This is a genomic window from Acidovorax sp. M14, assembly GCF_049331375.1.
Classification (GTDB): domain Bacteria; phylum Pseudomonadota; class Gammaproteobacteria; order Burkholderiales; family Burkholderiaceae_C; genus Acidovorax.
Map to the genome: position 1 here is coordinate 3,589,408 of NZ_CP186263.1, position 16,050 is coordinate 3,605,457.

Annotated in this window: 11 protein-coding genes; 8 read left to right on the forward strand and 3 right to left on the reverse strand. The window is 66.5% G+C overall.

Annotated features, from left to right (window positions below; translation table 11 throughout):
• Window positions 1-40 precede the first annotated feature (40 nt).
• Window positions 41-1,690, reverse strand: a complete 1,650-nt coding sequence (locus tag ACOYR4_RS16810; protein ID WP_422847380.1) for a methyl-accepting chemotaxis protein — start codon at window positions 1,688-1,690, stop codon at window positions 41-43.
• Between the two features lie 488 nt (window positions 1,691-2,178).
• On the opposite strand from ACOYR4_RS16810, the gene ACOYR4_RS16815 reads away from it, so the two are divergent.
• Window positions 2,179-3,393 (forward strand): MFS transporter, encoded by a 1,215-nt coding sequence (locus ACOYR4_RS16815; protein WP_422847381.1) that lies wholly within the window; start codon window positions 2,179-2,181, stop codon window positions 3,391-3,393.
• Between the two features lie 113 nt (window positions 3,394-3,506).
• Here ACOYR4_RS16815 and ACOYR4_RS16820 read toward each other — a convergent pair whose 3' ends face one another.
• Window positions 3,507-5,264, reverse strand: coding sequence for a protein kinase domain-containing protein (locus ACOYR4_RS16820; RefSeq protein ID WP_422847382.1), 1,758 nt, complete (start codon window positions 5,262-5,264; stop codon window positions 3,507-3,509).
• A 333-nt stretch (window positions 5,265-5,597) separates the two neighbouring features.
• Between ACOYR4_RS16820 and nirB the strand changes: the two genes are divergently transcribed.
• The 7 genes from nirB (at window position 5,598) to ACOYR4_RS16855 (ending at window position 15,364) form a co-directional block, all read left to right on the forward strand.
• Window positions 5,598-8,045: a nitrite reductase large subunit NirB gene (gene nirB / locus ACOYR4_RS16825; protein ID WP_422847383.1), complete on the forward strand. Its 2,448-nt coding sequence runs from the start codon at window positions 5,598-5,600 to the stop codon at window positions 8,043-8,045.
• Window positions 8,046-8,065: 20 nt separating this feature from the next.
• Window positions 8,066-8,878 (forward strand): type IV pili methyl-accepting chemotaxis transducer N-terminal domain-containing protein, encoded by an 813-nt coding sequence (locus ACOYR4_RS16830; RefSeq protein WP_422847384.1) that lies wholly within the window; start codon window positions 8,066-8,068, stop codon window positions 8,876-8,878.
• Between the two features lie 68 nt (window positions 8,879-8,946).
• Complete coding sequence (gene nirD / locus ACOYR4_RS16835) at window positions 8,947-9,348, forward strand: nitrite reductase small subunit NirD (protein WP_343736137.1); 402 nt, start codon at window positions 8,947-8,949, stop codon at window positions 9,346-9,348.
• 125 nt (window positions 9,349-9,473) lie between these two features.
• A complete protein-coding gene (locus ACOYR4_RS16840) occupies window positions 9,474-12,335 on the forward strand; it encodes a molybdopterin-dependent oxidoreductase (protein WP_422847385.1) in 2,862 nt (953 codons plus the stop codon).
• Between the two features lie 329 nt (window positions 12,336-12,664).
• A complete protein-coding gene (ybiB, locus tag ACOYR4_RS16845; RefSeq protein WP_422847386.1) occupies window positions 12,665-13,588 on the forward strand; it encodes a DNA-binding protein YbiB in 924 nt (307 codons plus the stop codon).
• On the forward strand, window positions 13,585-14,418 hold the full coding sequence (gene cobA / locus ACOYR4_RS16850) for a uroporphyrinogen-III C-methyltransferase (RefSeq protein ID WP_422847387.1): 834 nt from the start codon (window positions 13,585-13,587) through the stop codon (window positions 14,416-14,418). The genes ybiB and cobA overlap by 4 nt, the downstream gene beginning before the upstream one ends.
• A gap of 241 nt (window positions 14,419-14,659) precedes the next feature.
• Window positions 14,660-15,364: a methyl-accepting chemotaxis protein gene (locus tag ACOYR4_RS16855; protein WP_422847388.1), complete on the forward strand. Its 705-nt coding sequence runs from the start codon at window positions 14,660-14,662 to the stop codon at window positions 15,362-15,364.
• A gap of 103 nt (window positions 15,365-15,467) precedes the next feature.
• Here the strand turns inward: ACOYR4_RS16855 and ACOYR4_RS16860 are convergent, their stop codons facing one another.
• A complete protein-coding gene (locus ACOYR4_RS16860; RefSeq protein WP_015015165.1) occupies window positions 15,468-15,956 on the reverse strand; it encodes an acyl-CoA thioesterase in 489 nt (162 codons plus the stop codon).
• Window positions 15,957-16,050: the final 94 nt, after the last annotated feature.

The window sequence follows — 16,050 nt, forward strand, 5'->3', positions numbered from 1 at the left end:
GGCTCGGGGGCGGCACCGTGCGGCGCGGCTCCGCAAAAACTCAGGCCGCCGCCAGCGCCCGGCTGCTGGATGAGGCCTTCATCTCCTTGCGCAGCGCCACCGCATCGCGCGACTGGGTGGGTGCCGACGCGTCGATGCGGAACACCTGCACCGTCTCGGTCATGGTCTGCGCTTGGCCATTGAGCTGCATGGCCGATGCGGCGTTCTCTTCCACCAGCGCAGCGTTCTGCTGCGTGATGGTATCGAGCTGCGCCACGGCTGAGTTGACCTGCGAGATGCCGCTGAGCTGCTCGTTGGAGGCGCTGTGGATCTCGCCGATCAGCGTGTTGACCCGGCGCACCAGCTCCAGCGACTCGGCCATGGTCTTTTGCGCGGCATCGGTCTTTTCATGGCCTTCGGTGACCTTGGTGGCCGAGTCATCGATCAGCTGGCGGATTTCCTTGGCAGCCGAGAGCGTGCGGTGCGACAGGCTGCGCACCTCCGAGGCCACCACCGCAAAGCCACGCCCCTGGTCGCCAGCGCGGGCCGCCTCCACCGCTGCGTTCAGCGCGAGGATGTTGGTCTGGAAGGCAATGGAGTCGATCAGCTGCGTGATCTCGCTGATGCGGCCGGACGCGGCCTGGATCTGCTTCATGGTGTCGGCCACACCGTCCACCGCGCTGCTGCTGCGCTCGGCAACCTCGGTCGCTTGGGTGGCCAACACCGAGGCCTGGCGCGCGGATTCTGCGGTCTGTTTGACGGTGCCGGTGATCTCTTCCATCGACGCCGCCGTCTGCTGCAGGTTGCTGGCCTGCGACTCGGTACGGGACGAGAGGTCTTGGTTGCCCTGGGCGATCTCCCGGGTGGAGACCTGCATATGCTCGCTCTCCTGCCGCGCGTCGCGCACGATGGACAGCAGGTTCACGTTGAGCTGCGCCAGCGCCTTTTGCAGCTGGCCCACGGTGTCACTGCGCGTGGCCGATATCTTCTGGGTAAGGTCACCCGCCGCCATGCGGTTGGCCCACAACAGCATTTGCGACAACGGTGCCACCGTGACCTGGTGCAGGTAGACCGCCATGCCCAGCGCTAACACCACAACCCCGAGCCACGCCGCCCCCGAGGCCAGCGACAGCGTGTGCCCGCCCAGCAAGGCCGCGCACCACGAGGCCACCACCAGCAGCAGGGTGCACGCCATCATCTTGCCCATGGGCCCCAGCGCCAGAGCCCGGCCCACGCGGCCCCACAGAGTGTCTTTGACCAGCTGACCGGCCGACAGCCGGTGCACCAGCGTACCGGCTTGCTTTTCGGCCTGCATCTGCTTGTACAAGGCATCCGCCGCCTGGATCTGCTCGCGCGTCGCTTCGGTGCGTACCGACATGTAGCCGGTGGGCTGGTCGCCCTGCATAAGCGGAGTGACGTTGGCCATCACCCAGTAAAACGTGCCGTCCTTGCGCCGGTTCTTGACGGGGGCCGACCAGGGGATGCCCTTGGCAATGGTCTCCCACATGTCGCGGTAGGCCTCCTCGGGCATGTCGGGGTGTCGCACGATGTTGTGGGGCTGGCCCAGCAACTCTTCCTTTTCGTAGCCGCTGACCTCGATGAACATCGGGTTGCAGTACAGGATGCGGCCCTTGAGGTCCGTGGTGGACACCAGGGTCTGGCCCTTGGGAAACGCATATTCGTGCTGGCTGACCGGCAAATTGACGCGCATGGGATCCCCATTTCTTGGGTGCCTTGTCGCTCCAGAACCGGGCAACTCGGCAGTGGAAAAGTCAGGAACATCCTATGACGAATGCCGGGGATTTGAAACAGATAAATAGCGCCGCCATCGCGAATTCACCAGCCTGGTGCGCCACACCAACACAGTGCAACGCCCTCCGCTGCAACGCACCAATGTGAACAACAGGCAGACCACTCGCTTCAGTTTTGATAGCTGCAGAGGTTTATCCAGTCTTCACAGCACGGCTGGCGGTAGCCCTGGCGCCGCCTCCGGCGGCACTGGCATAGCCATTGCTTGCCACTAGGCGCGGCCAACGCTGGCCGCGTGTCAGCCCGGTGCAATGGCGGATTGGGCGAACAGGACGTTGGCGTCTTCATGGGGTGCGTTGGGGCTGGTCAGCCCGCGTGGTCCGTGTGGACGCTTTTTTGTTTTCTGGCCGGGCCAAGGGGCAAGCCCCCCTGCCCTTTGCACTCACACCCATGCATTACTTCAGAGAGTTCCTCAAATCCGGCCACGCCCCCACGCTGTGGGCGTCGTTTCTGTACTTCGGTTTTTCGTGCGCGGTGTGGGTCATCAACGGTGCGATGGCGCCGTTCATCCGCGAGAGCTTCCAGCTCTCCCCCACGCAAATGGGGATGATGCTGTCCATCCCCATTTTTGCGGGCGCGCTGATGCGGTTTCCGCTGGGCATCCTGGCGCAGTACATCGGGCGCAAGCGCGCCACGCTGGTCGAGATGGCAGGCATCTTTGTGGCCATGGGCTATGGCTACCTGTTCGTGCACACCTTCAACGACCTGCTGGCGCTGGGCATTCTGCTGGGCGTGGCGGGGGCGAGCTTTGGCGTGGCGCTGTCGCTGGGCTCGGGCTCGTTCCCACCGCGCTTCAAGGGGCTGGCCATGGGCATCGTGGGCGCAGGCAATGTGGGCACGGCGGTAGCCGCACTGCTGGCGCCCGCTCTGGCGCAGCAATTTGGCTGGCAGGCGGTGTATGGCTTTGCCGCCGTGAGCGTGGCTGTGCCCGCCGTGGTGATGGCGGTGTATGCCAAGGAGCCCCCCGACCTCGCGCCCCACGCCACATTCCGCGAGCACATTGCCTGCCTGTTTGAAAAAGACGGCTGGGCCTTCAGCCTGATCTACGCCGTGACGTTTGGCGGCTTCATCGGTCTCACGGCCTTCTTGCCCAGCTACTTCTACGACCAGTTTGGCGTGAGCAAGGTGCAGGCCGGGCAGCTGACCATGCTGGCGGCCTTTCTGGGTGCCGCACTGCGGGTGATGGGCGGCTGGCTGTCGGACCACTGGGGCGGCGTCAACACGCTCACGGGTGTGCTGGCCATCACCGCCGTGAGCATGGTGCTGTGCGGCCTGGCCGAGAACTCGCTGCCGGTGACGATGCTGCTGTTTCTGGTGTGTTTTGCCGCACTGGGCGCAGGCAACGGCGCGCTGTTCCAGCTGGTGCCGCTGCGCTGGCCGCTGTCCACGGCGGTGGCGGGCTCGATGATTGGTGAGATCGGCGCGCTGGGCGGCGGCCTCATCCCCAACGGCATGGGCCTCTCGCGGCAGTACACCGGCACCTACCTGTGGGGCTTCGTGGCCATTGCGGTGTGTGCCGCTGCCATGCTGGTGTTGTTGCGGGTGATGCAGATCCGCTGGACCCGCACGTGGGCGGAGAAAGGTGGACGCGCGCGTGGCGCGTGAACGGCGTAGCCGTTAGGGCGCGGCAGCACCTTGCCGCATTTCAAGCCAAATAGGCGCCCAGCGGAATTTCCTCATACCTTGATAGCTATATTTCTAATAGCAAATCAATCGCCTCACCTAGGCAAAAACAGCAGCCAGTACACCAGCAACAGGTTCACCAGCACGCTCACCGCCAACGCGATCTTCCACAGCGCCGTGGCGTCGCGTTGCATCAGCGGCTGTGGGCCCGGGGCGGACAAAGGGCGTGACGCACCCCGTTCCAGCGCCAGCAGCAACTCCTCGGCGGTTTCAAAGCGCTGTGTGCGCTGGCGGGCCACGGCCTTCAAGGCGATCTGGTCCAGCCAGATGGGCACGCTGGGGTGGTGGCGGCTGGGCGCCACCGGGTCGCGATGGTAGCGGCCTAGCTGGTACTGCACCACCTCGCCATAGGGCAGGCGCCCATGGCTCAGCAGCTGGTACAGCGTGACACCCAGGGCAAACAGGTCGCTGCCCGCATCGGGCAACTGGCCGGCCGGGTCGCCGTTCTTCTCGTAGCCGGGCCACTGCTCGGGGTTCATGTAGCTGGGGGTGCCTGCGTGCAGGCGGCGCGTGGCCTCGGGCTCGCGGCCTGACAGGGCCACGCCCAGGTCCAGCACCCGCAGCACGCCGTCGTCGCCCAGGTGCAGGTTGTCGGGCTTGATGTCGCGGTGCACTACGCCTTGCCGGTGCAGCCAGCCCAGCACCTGCGCCGCCTGCATCACCACCGACACGACCTGGGGCACCCCCAGGTGCTGGCGGGCACGCAGGCGCTGGCCCAGGGTCTGCCCTGCGTGCCAGTCGTAGAGCAGATAAAACGCGCTGGCGCCGGGGCCTGCACCGCCCTGCTCGGGCGGCCAGGTGTTCAGGCGCGCCAGGTGCACCGCCGCGTGGCCGGACTGCATGCGCCGGGCCACCCAGGCTTCGTGCGCCAGCGTGGCGCGCTCCTGCGCATCGTGCGCGCGGGCGGGCACCAGGGTCTTGAGCGCATACAGCCGCTGGGTGGCCGGGTCGCGCACCTGGTAGATGCGATGCACGCCGCTGTCGGCCACCAGCGCGGTCACCACCAGGCCGTCCACCGGGTCGCCCACCTTGAGCAGCGGCAGCACGGGCAGCTCCAGGGCACGGCGGGACTCGTCCTGCAAGGTGGCCTCCAGCGCCCCCTGCACCCGCACCACCAACGCGGTCACGTTGTCGGCGCTGCCCCGGCGCAGGGCTGCGCGCGTGATCTCGTCGCTCAGTGCCTGGGCACTCGCGTCCACTCCAAGAAGCTGACGCAGTTCACGCTCGGGCAGGCTGCCGTGCACGCCGTCGGAGATGAGCACCAGCAGGTCGCCGCTGTGCAGTTCGCCCTGGCTGTAGTCCACCACCACATGGTCGTCCAGGCCCATGGCGCGGGTGAGCTGGTGGGCAAAGTCGCGCTGCGCCATCACATGGTCGGTCGTCAGCAGCTGCAGCCGGCCGCCCCGCAACAGATAGGCGCGCGTGTCACCCACATGGGCCAGCGTGTACGACTGGCCGCGCAGCACGATGGCGGTGAGCGTGGTCAGGCCCACGGCGGGCTGGCGGCGCCGGTTCATCGACGCGAGCCAGCCGTTGTGCGCGCTCAGGATGCGGTCCAGCGCCACGGTGGTGTCCCAGGTGTCGGGCGTGGCGAAGTAGTCGTTCACCAGCGTGTTCACCGTGGTCTGGGCGGCTTCGCGCCCGTTGCCTCCGGTGCTCACTCCATCGGCAATGGCTGCAATGGCGCCACGTTCGCGGTCGCGCCCCTGCCCCTGCAACAGGGCGGCAAAGTCTTCATTGACTTCGTTGCGCCCAGCCTGCGAGGTGTGGCCGATGTCCAGTTCAAAACTCATGCACCAGCTCCATGCAGGTTCCATGCCCAAGCTGGTGCATGCATGCACCGCTGCGCGCAGCCCGGTCCACGGCTACCGCCCCCCAACGCGCGCTGCACAGGGCAGGCCCCTGTGCTGTCACCCCAGATCAGTGCACAAACTCTGGCACGGCCATTGCTTAACCCAAGCAACGGCCCCACGGGGCCACGCAATTCAGCGGTGCAACGGCGCACCAAGGGGTTGTATGGACGAAGGCGTCCCCACATGCGGTTTCGATGGAAGGTCGGAGCTGCATCGTGTGGACGCCTTTTTTGTTTTTGGCATCGCCCAGGCGATGGAACCGACGGAGTCACGATGAAAAAGCTCAAACTGGTGATGGTGGGGAACGGCATGGCCGGTGTGCGCACGCTGGAAGAGCTGCTCAAGATTGCCCCCGATCTGTATGACATCACGGTCTTCGGGGCCGAGCCGCACCCCAACTACAACCGCATTCTGCTGTCGCCGGTGCTGGCTGGCGAGCAGACCATCGACGAGATCATCCTCAACGACTGGCAGTGGTACGCCGACAACCACATCACGCTGCACACCGGTTTCACCGTGACCGATGTGGACCGCGTGCGCCGCGTGGTGAGCGCAAGCAGCAAGGACGGCGATGTGATCACCGCCGAGTACGACCGCCTCATCATGGCCACGGGCTCCAACCCCTTCATCCTGCCCGTGCCCGGCAAAGACCTGAAGGGTGTGCTGGCCTACCGCGACATCGCCGACACACAGGCCATGATCGACGCCGCCGCCACCTACAAGCACGCCGTCGTCATCGGTGGCGGCCTGCTGGGCCTGGAGGCCGCCAACGGCCTCATGAAGCGCGGCATGACCGTGAGCGTGGTGCACGTGATGCCCTCGCTGATGGAGCGCCAGCTCGATGACGTGGCGGGCAAGATGCTGCAGAAGTCGCTGGAAGACCGTGGCATGCGCTTCTTGATGGGTGCGCAAACCCAGGAGCTGGTGGGCAACGCGGAAGGCCGCGTGAGCGCCGTCAAGTTCAAGGACGGCACCGAGGTGCCCGCCGACCTGGTGGTGATGGCCGTGGGCATTCGCCCCAACACCGCGCTGGCAGAAAAGATGCGCCTGCACGTGAACCGCGGCATTGTCGTGAGCGACACGCTGCAAACCACCACCGACGCGCGCATCTACGCCGTGGGCGAATGCGCCGCGCACCGGGGCATTGCCTATGGCCTGGTGGCCCCGCTGTTCGAGCAGGGCAAGGTGCTGGCCAACCACCTGGCCGAGTTCGGCATTGGCCGCTACCAGGGCTCGCTCACCTCCACCAAACTCAAGGTGACGGGCATCGACCTTTTTTCAGCGGGCGACTTCCAGGGCGGCGAGAACACCGAAGAGATCGTGATGAGCGACCCCTTTGGCGGCGTGTACAAAAAGCTGGTCATCAAAGACGACAAGCTGGTGGGCGCCTGCCTGTATGGCGACACCGTGGACGGCAGCTGGTACTTCAAGCTGCTGCGTGACGGCCGCAGCGTGAGCGACATCCGCGACAAGCTGATGTTTGGCGAATCGCACCTGGGCGACACCGGCCACCAGGGCCAGAGCAAGGCCGCCGCCATGCAGGACAGCGACGAGGTCTGCGGCTGCAACGGCGTGACCAAGGGCGCCATCTGCAAGGCCATCAAGGACAAGGGCCTGTTCACGCTGGATGAAGTGCGCAAGCACACCAAGGCCAGTGCATCTTGCGGCTCGTGCACGGGCCTGGTCGAGCAGATCATCATGTTCACTGCCGGTGGCGACTACAGCGCCACGCCCAAGACCAAGGCCATGTGCGGCTGCACCGACCACGGCCACCAGGCGGTGCGCGACGCGATCCGCGCCAACAAGCTGCTGAGCATTGGCGATGTGTTCAAGTTCATGGAGTGGAAGACACCCAACGGCTGCGCCAGCTGCCGCCCTGCCGTCAACTACTACCTCATCAGCACCTGGCCCAAGGACGCCAAGGACGACCCGCAAAGCCGCGCCATCAACGAGCGCAGCCACGCCAACATCCAAAAAGACGGCACCTACAGCGTCATCCCCCGCATGTGGGGCGGCGAGACCACGGCCGACGAGCTGCGCCGCATTGCCGATGCGGTGGACAAGTACAACATCCCCACCGTCAAGGTCACGGGCGGCCAGCGCATTGACCTCTTGGGCGTGAAGAAGGAAGACCTGGTCAACGTGTGGAAGGACATTGGCATGCCCAGCGGCCACGCCTACGCCAAGGCGCTGCGCACGGTGAAGACCTGCGTGGGCAGCGAGTGGTGCCGCATGGGCACGCAAGACAGCACGCAGATGGGCAAGGACCTGGAGCGCGCCATGTGGCGCATGTACGCCCCGCACAAGGTCAAGTTTGCGGTGAGCGGCTGCCCGCGCAATTGCGCCGAGGCCGGCATCAAGGACGTGGGCATCATCGGCGTGGACAGCGGCTGGGAGATGTACGTGGCCGGCAACGGCGGCATCAAGACCGAGGTGGCGCACTTCTTCACCAAGCTGAAAACCGCCGAGGAAGTGCTGGAATACACCGGCGCGTTCTGCGAGCTGTACCGCCAGGAAGGCTGGTACCTGGAGCGCACCGTGCACTACGTGAGCCGCGTGGGCCTGGACTATGTGAAAAAGCGCATTCTGGAAGACCACGAAGGCCGCAAGGCGCTGTGGGAGCAGCTGCAGTTTGCGCTGGACGGCGAGCCCGACCCCTGGTTCGAGTTTGACAAGGCCGCCGTGGACACGCGCCAGTTTGCCCCGCTGACCGCCGCCTGAAGCGCCCGGAGCCCCACACCATGCAACGCCGCACCTTGCTGACCGCCGCCGGCTACACCACGGCCTGGAGCACCCTGGGCATCATGTCGCTGGGCACCGCCCAGGCCCAGGTCACCGACCTGAACGACGCCATCAACAAGGCAGGCCGCCAGCGCATGCTGAGCCAGCGCATGGGCAAGGCCTGGCTGGCGCTGGCCCACAAGTCCGACACGCCTGCTGCACGCGCCGTGCTGGACCAGTCGCTGGCGCTGTTCGAGCGCCAGCTGAGCGAACTCAAGGCCTACGCGCCCTCACCCACCATCCGCGACACCTACACGAAGCTGGAATCGGCGTGGGCTGACCACAAGGCCACGCTGCTGGGCACCAGCCCGTCGCGCGACGGCGCTGCCGCCTTGCTGCAGGCCGACGCCAAGGTGCTGGCGCTGGCCCACCAGGGCACTGTGCAGTACGAAGCCGCCTCGGGCAAGCCCGTAGGCAAGCTGGTCAACGTGGCGGGGCGCCAGCGCATGCTGAGCCAGCGCATGGCCAAGTTCTGCCTGTCTGCCATGCTGGGGGTGGACACCTCCACCGCCACCACCGAGATCGCCAAGGCACGCGACGAGTTCATCAGCGCCACCGAGCTGCTGCGCAACGCGCCGCAGGCCACCAATCGCATCCGGCAGGAGCTGTTGCTGGCCGACGGCCAGTGGGTCTTTTTTGACGCTGCGTTGCAGCGCCTGGGCACCAGCAACAACACCTTCCGCCAGGTGTCGGAAGTGTTTGTGAGCAGCGAGAACCTGCTGGCCAGCATGGACCGCGTGACCGGCCTGTATGCCGCACTGGGCAGCAGCTGACAGCCTGCCCTGCAACGGCCCCACACGCGCCCCCGACATCTCACCCAACAACACCAAGGACCATTCTCATGACCACCAACAACCCAACCCCTGAATGGAAGCTGATCTGCCGGGTGGACGACATCCCCGTGCTGGGCTCGCGCCGCGTGGCGCGCCCCCAGGGCCTGGACGTTGCCGTCTTCCGCAACGACGCCGGTGGTGTGTTTGCGCTGCTGGACCGCTGCCCGCACAAGGGCGGCCCGCTGAGCCAGGGCATCGTGTTTGGCACGCATGTGGCGTGCCCCTTGCACAACTGGACCATTGGCCTGTGCGACGGCCAGGCCTCGGCGCCCGATGAAGGCTGCACGCCGAAGTTTGCCGTGAAGGTGGAAGACGGCGCGGTGTACCTGGACGCGAGCGAGCTGGCAACGGTGGCCACGGATTTGACGCGCCCCATCGCCGGGCCCGCGCGCAGGGCGGTGGGTGTGTGAGCCGTGCAGAGTGTTGCGCCCCAGGCGCCGCATGCACCACGGCGAGGACACGAAAAACTATCAAAACAATAGCTGACAGCGCAACATGCACTAGCGCCTGAGGCCAAAACAGCCCAAAACACGCCATGCAAGAAACCAAATCCACCTGCCCCTACTGCGGCGTAGGCTGCGGCGTGATCATCGAATCCGAAGGCGCACAAATCACCGGCGTGCGCGGCGACCCCACCCATCCCGCCAACTTTGGCCGCCTGTGCACCAAGGGCTCGACCCTGCACCTCACAGCCACCAGCCCGGTCACCCTGCAAACCCGCCTGCTGCACCCCCTGCAACGTGCACAGCGCAACGAGGCCGCCCTGCCCGTGACCTGGGATGCCGCACTGACGCTGGCGGCCGACCGGTTCGCCCACACCATCGCCCAGCACGGCCCTGACGCCGTGGGCTTCTACGTCAGCGGCCAGTTGCTCACCGAGGACTACTACGTCTTCAACAAGCTCGCCAAGGGCCTGATCGGCACCAACAACATCGACACCAACTCGCGCCTGTGCATGAGCAGCGCTGTGGCCGGCTACAAGCAAACGCTGGGTGCCGACGCGCCGCCCGCCTGCTACGACGACGTGAACCACGCGCAGTGCCTGTTCATCGTGGGCAGCAATGCGGCCTGGGCGCACCCCATCCTGTTCCGCCGCATCGAAGACGCACGCGCCGCCAACCCGGGCATGAAGGTCATCGTGGCCGACCCGCGCCGCACCGACACGGCGGGCATGGCCGACCTGTTCCTGCCCATCCAGCCTGGCAGTGACGTGATGCTATTCAACGGCATGCTGCACATCATGCTGTGGGAGGGCTGGGTCGACACCGCCTACATCGCCGCCCACACCGCGGGCTTCGACGAGCTCAAGGCCCTGGTGCGCGACGCCACACCCGAACGCGTGGCGCAGACCTGCGGCATCAGCGTGGCCGACCTGACCACCGCCGCAAGGTGGTTTGCTGGCCTTGACGGCCAGGGGTTCGCCACTCGCAAACCCACGCTCAGCCTGTACTGCCAGGGTCTGAACCAGAGCAGCAGCGGCACCGCCAAGAACGCCGCGCTCATCAACCTGCACCTGGCCACCGCGCAGATCGGCAAACCCGGCGCGGGCCCCTTCAGCCTGACGGGCCAGCCCAACGCCATGGGCGGGCGCGAAGTGGGTGGGCTGGCCAATTTGCTCAGCGCCCACCGCGACCTGGCCAACCCACAGCACCGCGCCGAAGTCGCCGCGCTGTGGGGCGTGGCCGATGTGCCATCCAAGCCCGGCAAGACGGCGGTGGAGATGTTCCAGGCCGCTGCCGACGGCGAGATCAAGGCCCTGTGGATTGCCTGTACCAACCCCGCGCAGAGCATGCCCGACCAGGCCACCGTGCGCCGCGCGCTGCAGCGCGCCGAGTTTGTGGTGGTGCAAGAAGCCTTTGCCACGGCCGCCACCTGCGACTTTGCCGACCTGCTGCTGCCCGCCACCACCTGGGGTGAAAAGACCGGCACGGTGACCAACAGCGAGCGCCGCATCTCGCGCGTGCGCACGGCCGTGCCCGCACCCGGCCTGGCGCGACACGACTGGGCCATTGCGGTGCAGTTTGCGCACCAGCTGGAGGCGCGCCTGCGGCCCGGCGCGCCGACGTTGTTCCCCTACGCCACAGACGCAGCCGATCCAGGCGCAGAGGCCGTGTGGAACGAGCACCGAGAAAGCACGCGCGGGCGCGACCTGGACATCACAGGGCTGACGTGGGAGATGCTCGAATCTCAAGGGCCACAACAATGGCCGCTGCCTGACGGCACCACCACCGGCAAGGCCCGTCTGTACGAAGATGGCATCTTCCCCACCGCCGACGGCCGTGCGCGTTTTGCCGCGCATGCATGGCAACCCACCGCCGAGCCCCGCGAATCGCGCTACCCCTTCAGCCTGACCACGGGCCGGCTGCGCGACCAATGGCACGGCATGACCCGCACCGGCACGCTGGGCCGTCTGTTTGGCCATGTGGCCGAACCCAGCCTGCAGATGCACCCGCAGGACATGGAGCGGCGCAAGCTGGCCAGCGGCGACCTGGTGCACGTGACCAGCAAGCGCGGCTCCATCGTGGTGCCCGTGCAGGCCGACACCACGCTGGGCCTGTCGCAGGTGTTCATGGCGATGCACTGGGGCAGCGAATTTTTGAGCGGCGTGTCCTCCACCGGCGAGCGGCTGGCGGGTGTGAATGCGCTCACCACCTCGGCGTTCTGCCCCACCTCCAAACAACCCGAGCTGAAGCACGCGGCCGTCAAGGTGCTCAAGGCTGAGTTGCCCTGGACGCTGCTGGCCATGGCCTGGTTGCCGGCTGAAGATGCGTTGGCTGCGCGCGAAACCCTGTCCGCATTGATGGTTCGGTTTCCATTTGCCAGCTGCGTGCCCTTCAGCAACAACACCCCGCTGGATGAGCCCGGCCGCGAGCGCACCGGGGTGCTGCTGCGCGCCGCCGCCCACGAGGCACCGCCCGATGCGTTGATTGCACAGATCGAGGCCCTGCTGGGCATGGCAGGCGCCGACACGCTGCGTTATGCCGACAAAAAACGCGGCCAGCGCCGCGCCGCACGGCTGGCGCGCCAGGGCGACAACACCACGCTCGAAGGCATCGTGCTCGCTGGCGACACCAGCGCCGAAGGCTGGCTCAAGACCCTGCTGCAGGAAGAGCTTCCTGCACAGACCTACGGCCGCCTGCTGCTGGTGCCCGGCGCCAAGGCCCCTGTGGCCGTGCAGTCGCGCGGCAAGCCGGTGTGCACCTGCTTCAACGTGACAGACGCCGCCATCACCGCCCAACTCGCCCACTGCCACGGCACTGACGATGACCGGCTGGCCCAGCTACAGGGCCAACTGCGCTGCGGTACCAACTGCGGCTCGTGTGTGCCCGAACTCAAGCGCATGGTGCGGGCCACGTGGCCACTGGCATCCAAGCCGATCGCGCAGGCCGTCATATAACCAAAAGTTCTCTTGCTTGCAGGAAAATAGACCTCAGACCAACAAACCCCACCAGGACTTGTGCAACAGGGCTCCAGCTAGGCGCTTTCGGCGCAGACAGTACGCCTGTACGGCAAGCCGAGATAACGACGCCAGTGTGGTGTTGCACGCTAACTGGCACATGAAAACCGATGGATTTTTGGTCAGGGCAAGGCGCAAACCACAGCGATACCCGGAGGTATCGCGAGGATTTGCAACGCAGCCCTGGCCGAAAAGACACGGTTTGCAGTGCCAGATAGCGTGCAACACCACACTAGAGCCCTGTTTCACAAGTCCCGCCACCAAGAACCATGGCCATCGCCCAGTACATCAAGGAAATCGGACGCGGCGCGCGCGGCGCCAAGCCGCTGTCGCGCGAGCAGGCTGCCGACCTGTTCGGCCAGGTGCTGGACGGTGCCGTGACCGACCTGGAGATCGGCGCCTTCTGCCTGGCCATGCGCATCAAGGGCGAAACGTCCGAAGAGATGTGCGGCTTTCTGGATGCCACGCACCAGCGCCTGGCCCTGATGCCCGCCACCGACCGGCCGCTGATCGTGCTGCCCAGCTACAACGGCGCCCGCAGGCTGCCGGTGCTGACCCCGCTGCTGGCACTGCTGCTGGCGCGCGAGGGTCTGCCGGTGCTGCTGCACGGCATGCGCACCGAGGCGCGGCGGGTTTTGGCATCGGATGTGCTGGATGCGCTAGAAATACCTGCCCTGCAAGTTCCTGAAAAGATAGCAAACGGCACGGTGCGCCATATCCACACCCAGCACCTGCACGCGGGGCTGGCGCGCCTGCTGGCCGTGCGCGAGGTGGTGGGCCTGCGCAACCCGGGGCACAGCGTGGTCAAGCTGATGAGCCCGTGCGCGGGGCCGTCGGTGGTGGTCACGGCGTACACACACCCCGAATATTTCGAGATGCTGCAGACCACCTTCCGCACGTTGGGCATGAACGCCTTGCTCTCGCGCGGGCTGGAGGGAGAGGTCGCTACCGACCCGCGCCGCACGCCGCGCTACGACGGCTTTGTGCGCGGTGAGCACACGGTGCTGGAGGCACAGCAACCGGGCACGGCCAGCGAGGTGCCGGGCCTGCCTGCCGAGATCGACGTGGCCACCACGGCCACCTACACACGCCAGGTGCTGGCGGGCGAGTTGCCGATTCCACCCGCCATCAAGCGGCAGGTGGAACACATCTTGCACGTTGCTGGTCAAACTGCTTCGGAGACATCCCCATGACCCGCCCCACGCCTTCCACCACGCCGCCCACGACCCCACCGCACCTGGGCACCGGCGGCCGTTGCACGCTGGTGGGCGCAGGCCCGGGTGACCCGGAGCTGCTCACCCTCAAGGCGCTCAAGGCCATCCAGGCGGCCACGGTGCTGCTGGTGGATGACCTGGTGAGCGATGCCATCGTGGCCCATGCCTCGCCCACGGCGCGCATCGTCTATGTGGGCAAGCGCGGCGGCTGCAAGAGCACACCCCAGGCCTTCATCGAAAAGCTGATGCTGATGGCCGTGAACGAAGGCGAGAACGTGGTGCGCCTCAAGGGCGGCGACCCGTTCATCTTTGGCCGGGGCGGCGAAGAGGTGGAGCACCTGCGTGCCGCAGGTGTTGAGGTCACCGTCATCAACGGCATCACCGCAGGGCTCGCAGGGCTGACCTCGCTGGGCGCACCGCTCACGCACCGCGAGCATGCCCATGGCGTGGTGTTTGTCACCGGCCACGCCAAGCCCGGCGACGCGGGCACCGACTGGCGCCAACTGGCCGCCACGGCGCGTGACGCCAAGCTCACGCTGGTCATCTACATGGGCGTGAGCGGCGCCGCCACCATCGAGCAGGAACTGCTCACCGGCCTGCCCGCCGACACGCCTGTGGCCGTCATCCAGCACGCCAGCCTGCCGCACCAGCGGCATGCCATCACCACCCTGGGCGCGCTGCACGCCACCATCACCCGCGAAGGGCTGGCCAGTCCTTCGGTGATTGTGGTGGGCGATGTGGTGCGCGGCGTCGCGCTGGCCGTGCAGGACGCGGACGCAGCGCCGTTGCAGGCCCGGCGCGCGGGCTGAGCACACACAACGACCTCCACAATTCCACCGGCCCGATTGCCCGCTTCGCAGGTCGGTCATTCACTGTGCACGGGCGCAAAACAAGGCGCTCCAAGGCATGTCTACGCGCTGCGCCGTCGCGTGTTTCATTCAGCACGGGCTCCCTCTACACAGCACCGCATTGGGTCACGCGCCTGCATGCACATTGGCCCGGGTATTGCTTGAAAGCATGCATCTGAATGCAACCCGCACAAGGAGCACCATGGCAGCCTTTCCCCTCCCTGCACGCACCTCCAGCCTGCCCACGCTGCCGTCTTCCGCACAGGCTTCCTCGCGCGACGCGGGCATGTCACTCGTCAACATCGCAGCACGCCAGCGCATGCTGTCTCAACGCATGGTGCTGCAAACCGTGCTGGCCGCACGCGGCAGCGACCTGCACCTGAAGGCCGCGCGCAGCTCGCTCACGCTGTTCACCGACAGCCAGGCGCGGCTGGTGGACACGCCGCGCCATCTTGATGCCACCAGCGCCGAGATCATCCGCAAGGCCTACCACGGCCCCCAGGGTGTGGGCGCCACCATCGACGCGTTCGCGGAGCAGGTCGGCACAGCGCTGGACCTGGCCGAGCGCCAGAGCCCGCGCGTGGAAGACGCGCTGGCCCGCTTGGTGGAAACCACCGACGGTGTGCTCGACGCACTCAACACGGCCACCACGGCGTTCGACCAGGTGAGCAAGGCGCAGTCAGAAACCTTGATGAAAGAGCTGGCCGGCATCGTGGCCTCGATCCAGACCGTGGCGCGCGAGGCCAAGGTGGTCAGCTTCAACGCCCAGGTGATGGCGGCGCGTGCCGGGCAGCACGGGCGCGAGTTTGCGGTGGTGGCCAATGTGCTGTCGGGCATCACCAACGAGATCGATGGCCTGTCCCTGCAGGCCGTGTCACTGGCCGGGCGCAGCCGCAGCGCGGCCTGAGCGGCTGAGCGTGGGCGAGAAAAAGAGAAGGCCCGGGGCGATGGACCCAGGGCCTTCGATGGCGTCCATTCAAGGCGCCCATTCAAGGCGCCCCCTCAACGCACTACTGCCCGGCGGTTTCGCGCACCTGTTGAAACCGCTGCGCCAGCTCCTTGCGCAGCGTCTTGCGCATCAACGCAGCGTCCCAGCGGCGGCGCTCGTCGGGGGTGGAGGGCGTCAGTGGGGGCACCTGCACGGGCTTGCGCGCCTCGTCCACGGCCACCATGGTGAAGAAGCAGCTGTTGACGTGCCGCACCACCTGCGAACGGATCTCTTCGGCCACCACCTTGATGCCGACTTCCATCGACGAGCTGCCCGTGTAGTTCACGCTGGCCAGAAAGGTCACCAGCTCGCCCACGTGGATGGGCTGCAAGAACATCACCTGGTCCACGCTCAGCGTCACGGTGTAGCAGCCCGAATAGCGGCTGGCGCACGAGTACGCCACCTGGTCCAGCAGCTTGAGGATGGCGCCGCCGTGCACGTTGCCCGAAAAGTTGGCCATGTCGGGCGACATGAGCACGGTCATGCTCAGTTGGTGTGAAGGGATGTTCATGCAGCGATTTTAGAAAGCCATGCGCGCTGCGTCGCGTGCAAGTTGAGCCCCTGGCACTGCGGGTGGCGGCTTCGCTACACTCGCGCAGCACCTG

Coding starts and splice junctions, on each gene's coding strand:
- ACOYR4_RS16810 (WP_422847380.1), bottom strand. CDS start 1,690: ATGCGCGTCAATTTGCCGGTCAGCCAGCACGAATATGCGTTTCCCAAG.
- ACOYR4_RS16815 (WP_422847381.1), top strand. CDS start 2,179: ATGCATTACTTCAGAGAGTTCCTCAAATCCGGCCACGCCCCCACGCTG.
- ACOYR4_RS16820 (WP_422847382.1), bottom strand. CDS start 5,264: ATGAGTTTTGAACTGGACATCGGCCACACCTCGCAGGCTGGGCGCAAC.
- nirB (WP_422847383.1), top strand. CDS start 5,598: ATGAAAAAGCTCAAACTGGTGATGGTGGGGAACGGCATGGCCGGTGTG.
- ACOYR4_RS16830 (WP_422847384.1), top strand. CDS start 8,066: ATGCAACGCCGCACCTTGCTGACCGCCGCCGGCTACACCACGGCCTGG.
- nirD (WP_343736137.1), top strand. CDS start 8,947: ATGACCACCAACAACCCAACCCCTGAATGGAAGCTGATCTGCCGGGTG.
- ACOYR4_RS16840 (WP_422847385.1), top strand. CDS start 9,474: ATGCAAGAAACCAAATCCACCTGCCCCTACTGCGGCGTAGGCTGCGGC.
- ybiB (WP_422847386.1), top strand. CDS start 12,665: ATGGCCATCGCCCAGTACATCAAGGAAATCGGACGCGGCGCGCGCGGC.
- cobA (WP_422847387.1), top strand. CDS start 13,585: ATGACCCGCCCCACGCCTTCCACCACGCCGCCCACGACCCCACCGCAC.
- ACOYR4_RS16855 (WP_422847388.1), top strand. CDS start 14,660: ATGGCAGCCTTTCCCCTCCCTGCACGCACCTCCAGCCTGCCCACGCTG.
- ACOYR4_RS16860 (WP_015015165.1), bottom strand. CDS start 15,956: ATGAACATCCCTTCACACCAACTGAGCATGACCGTGCTCATGTCGCCC.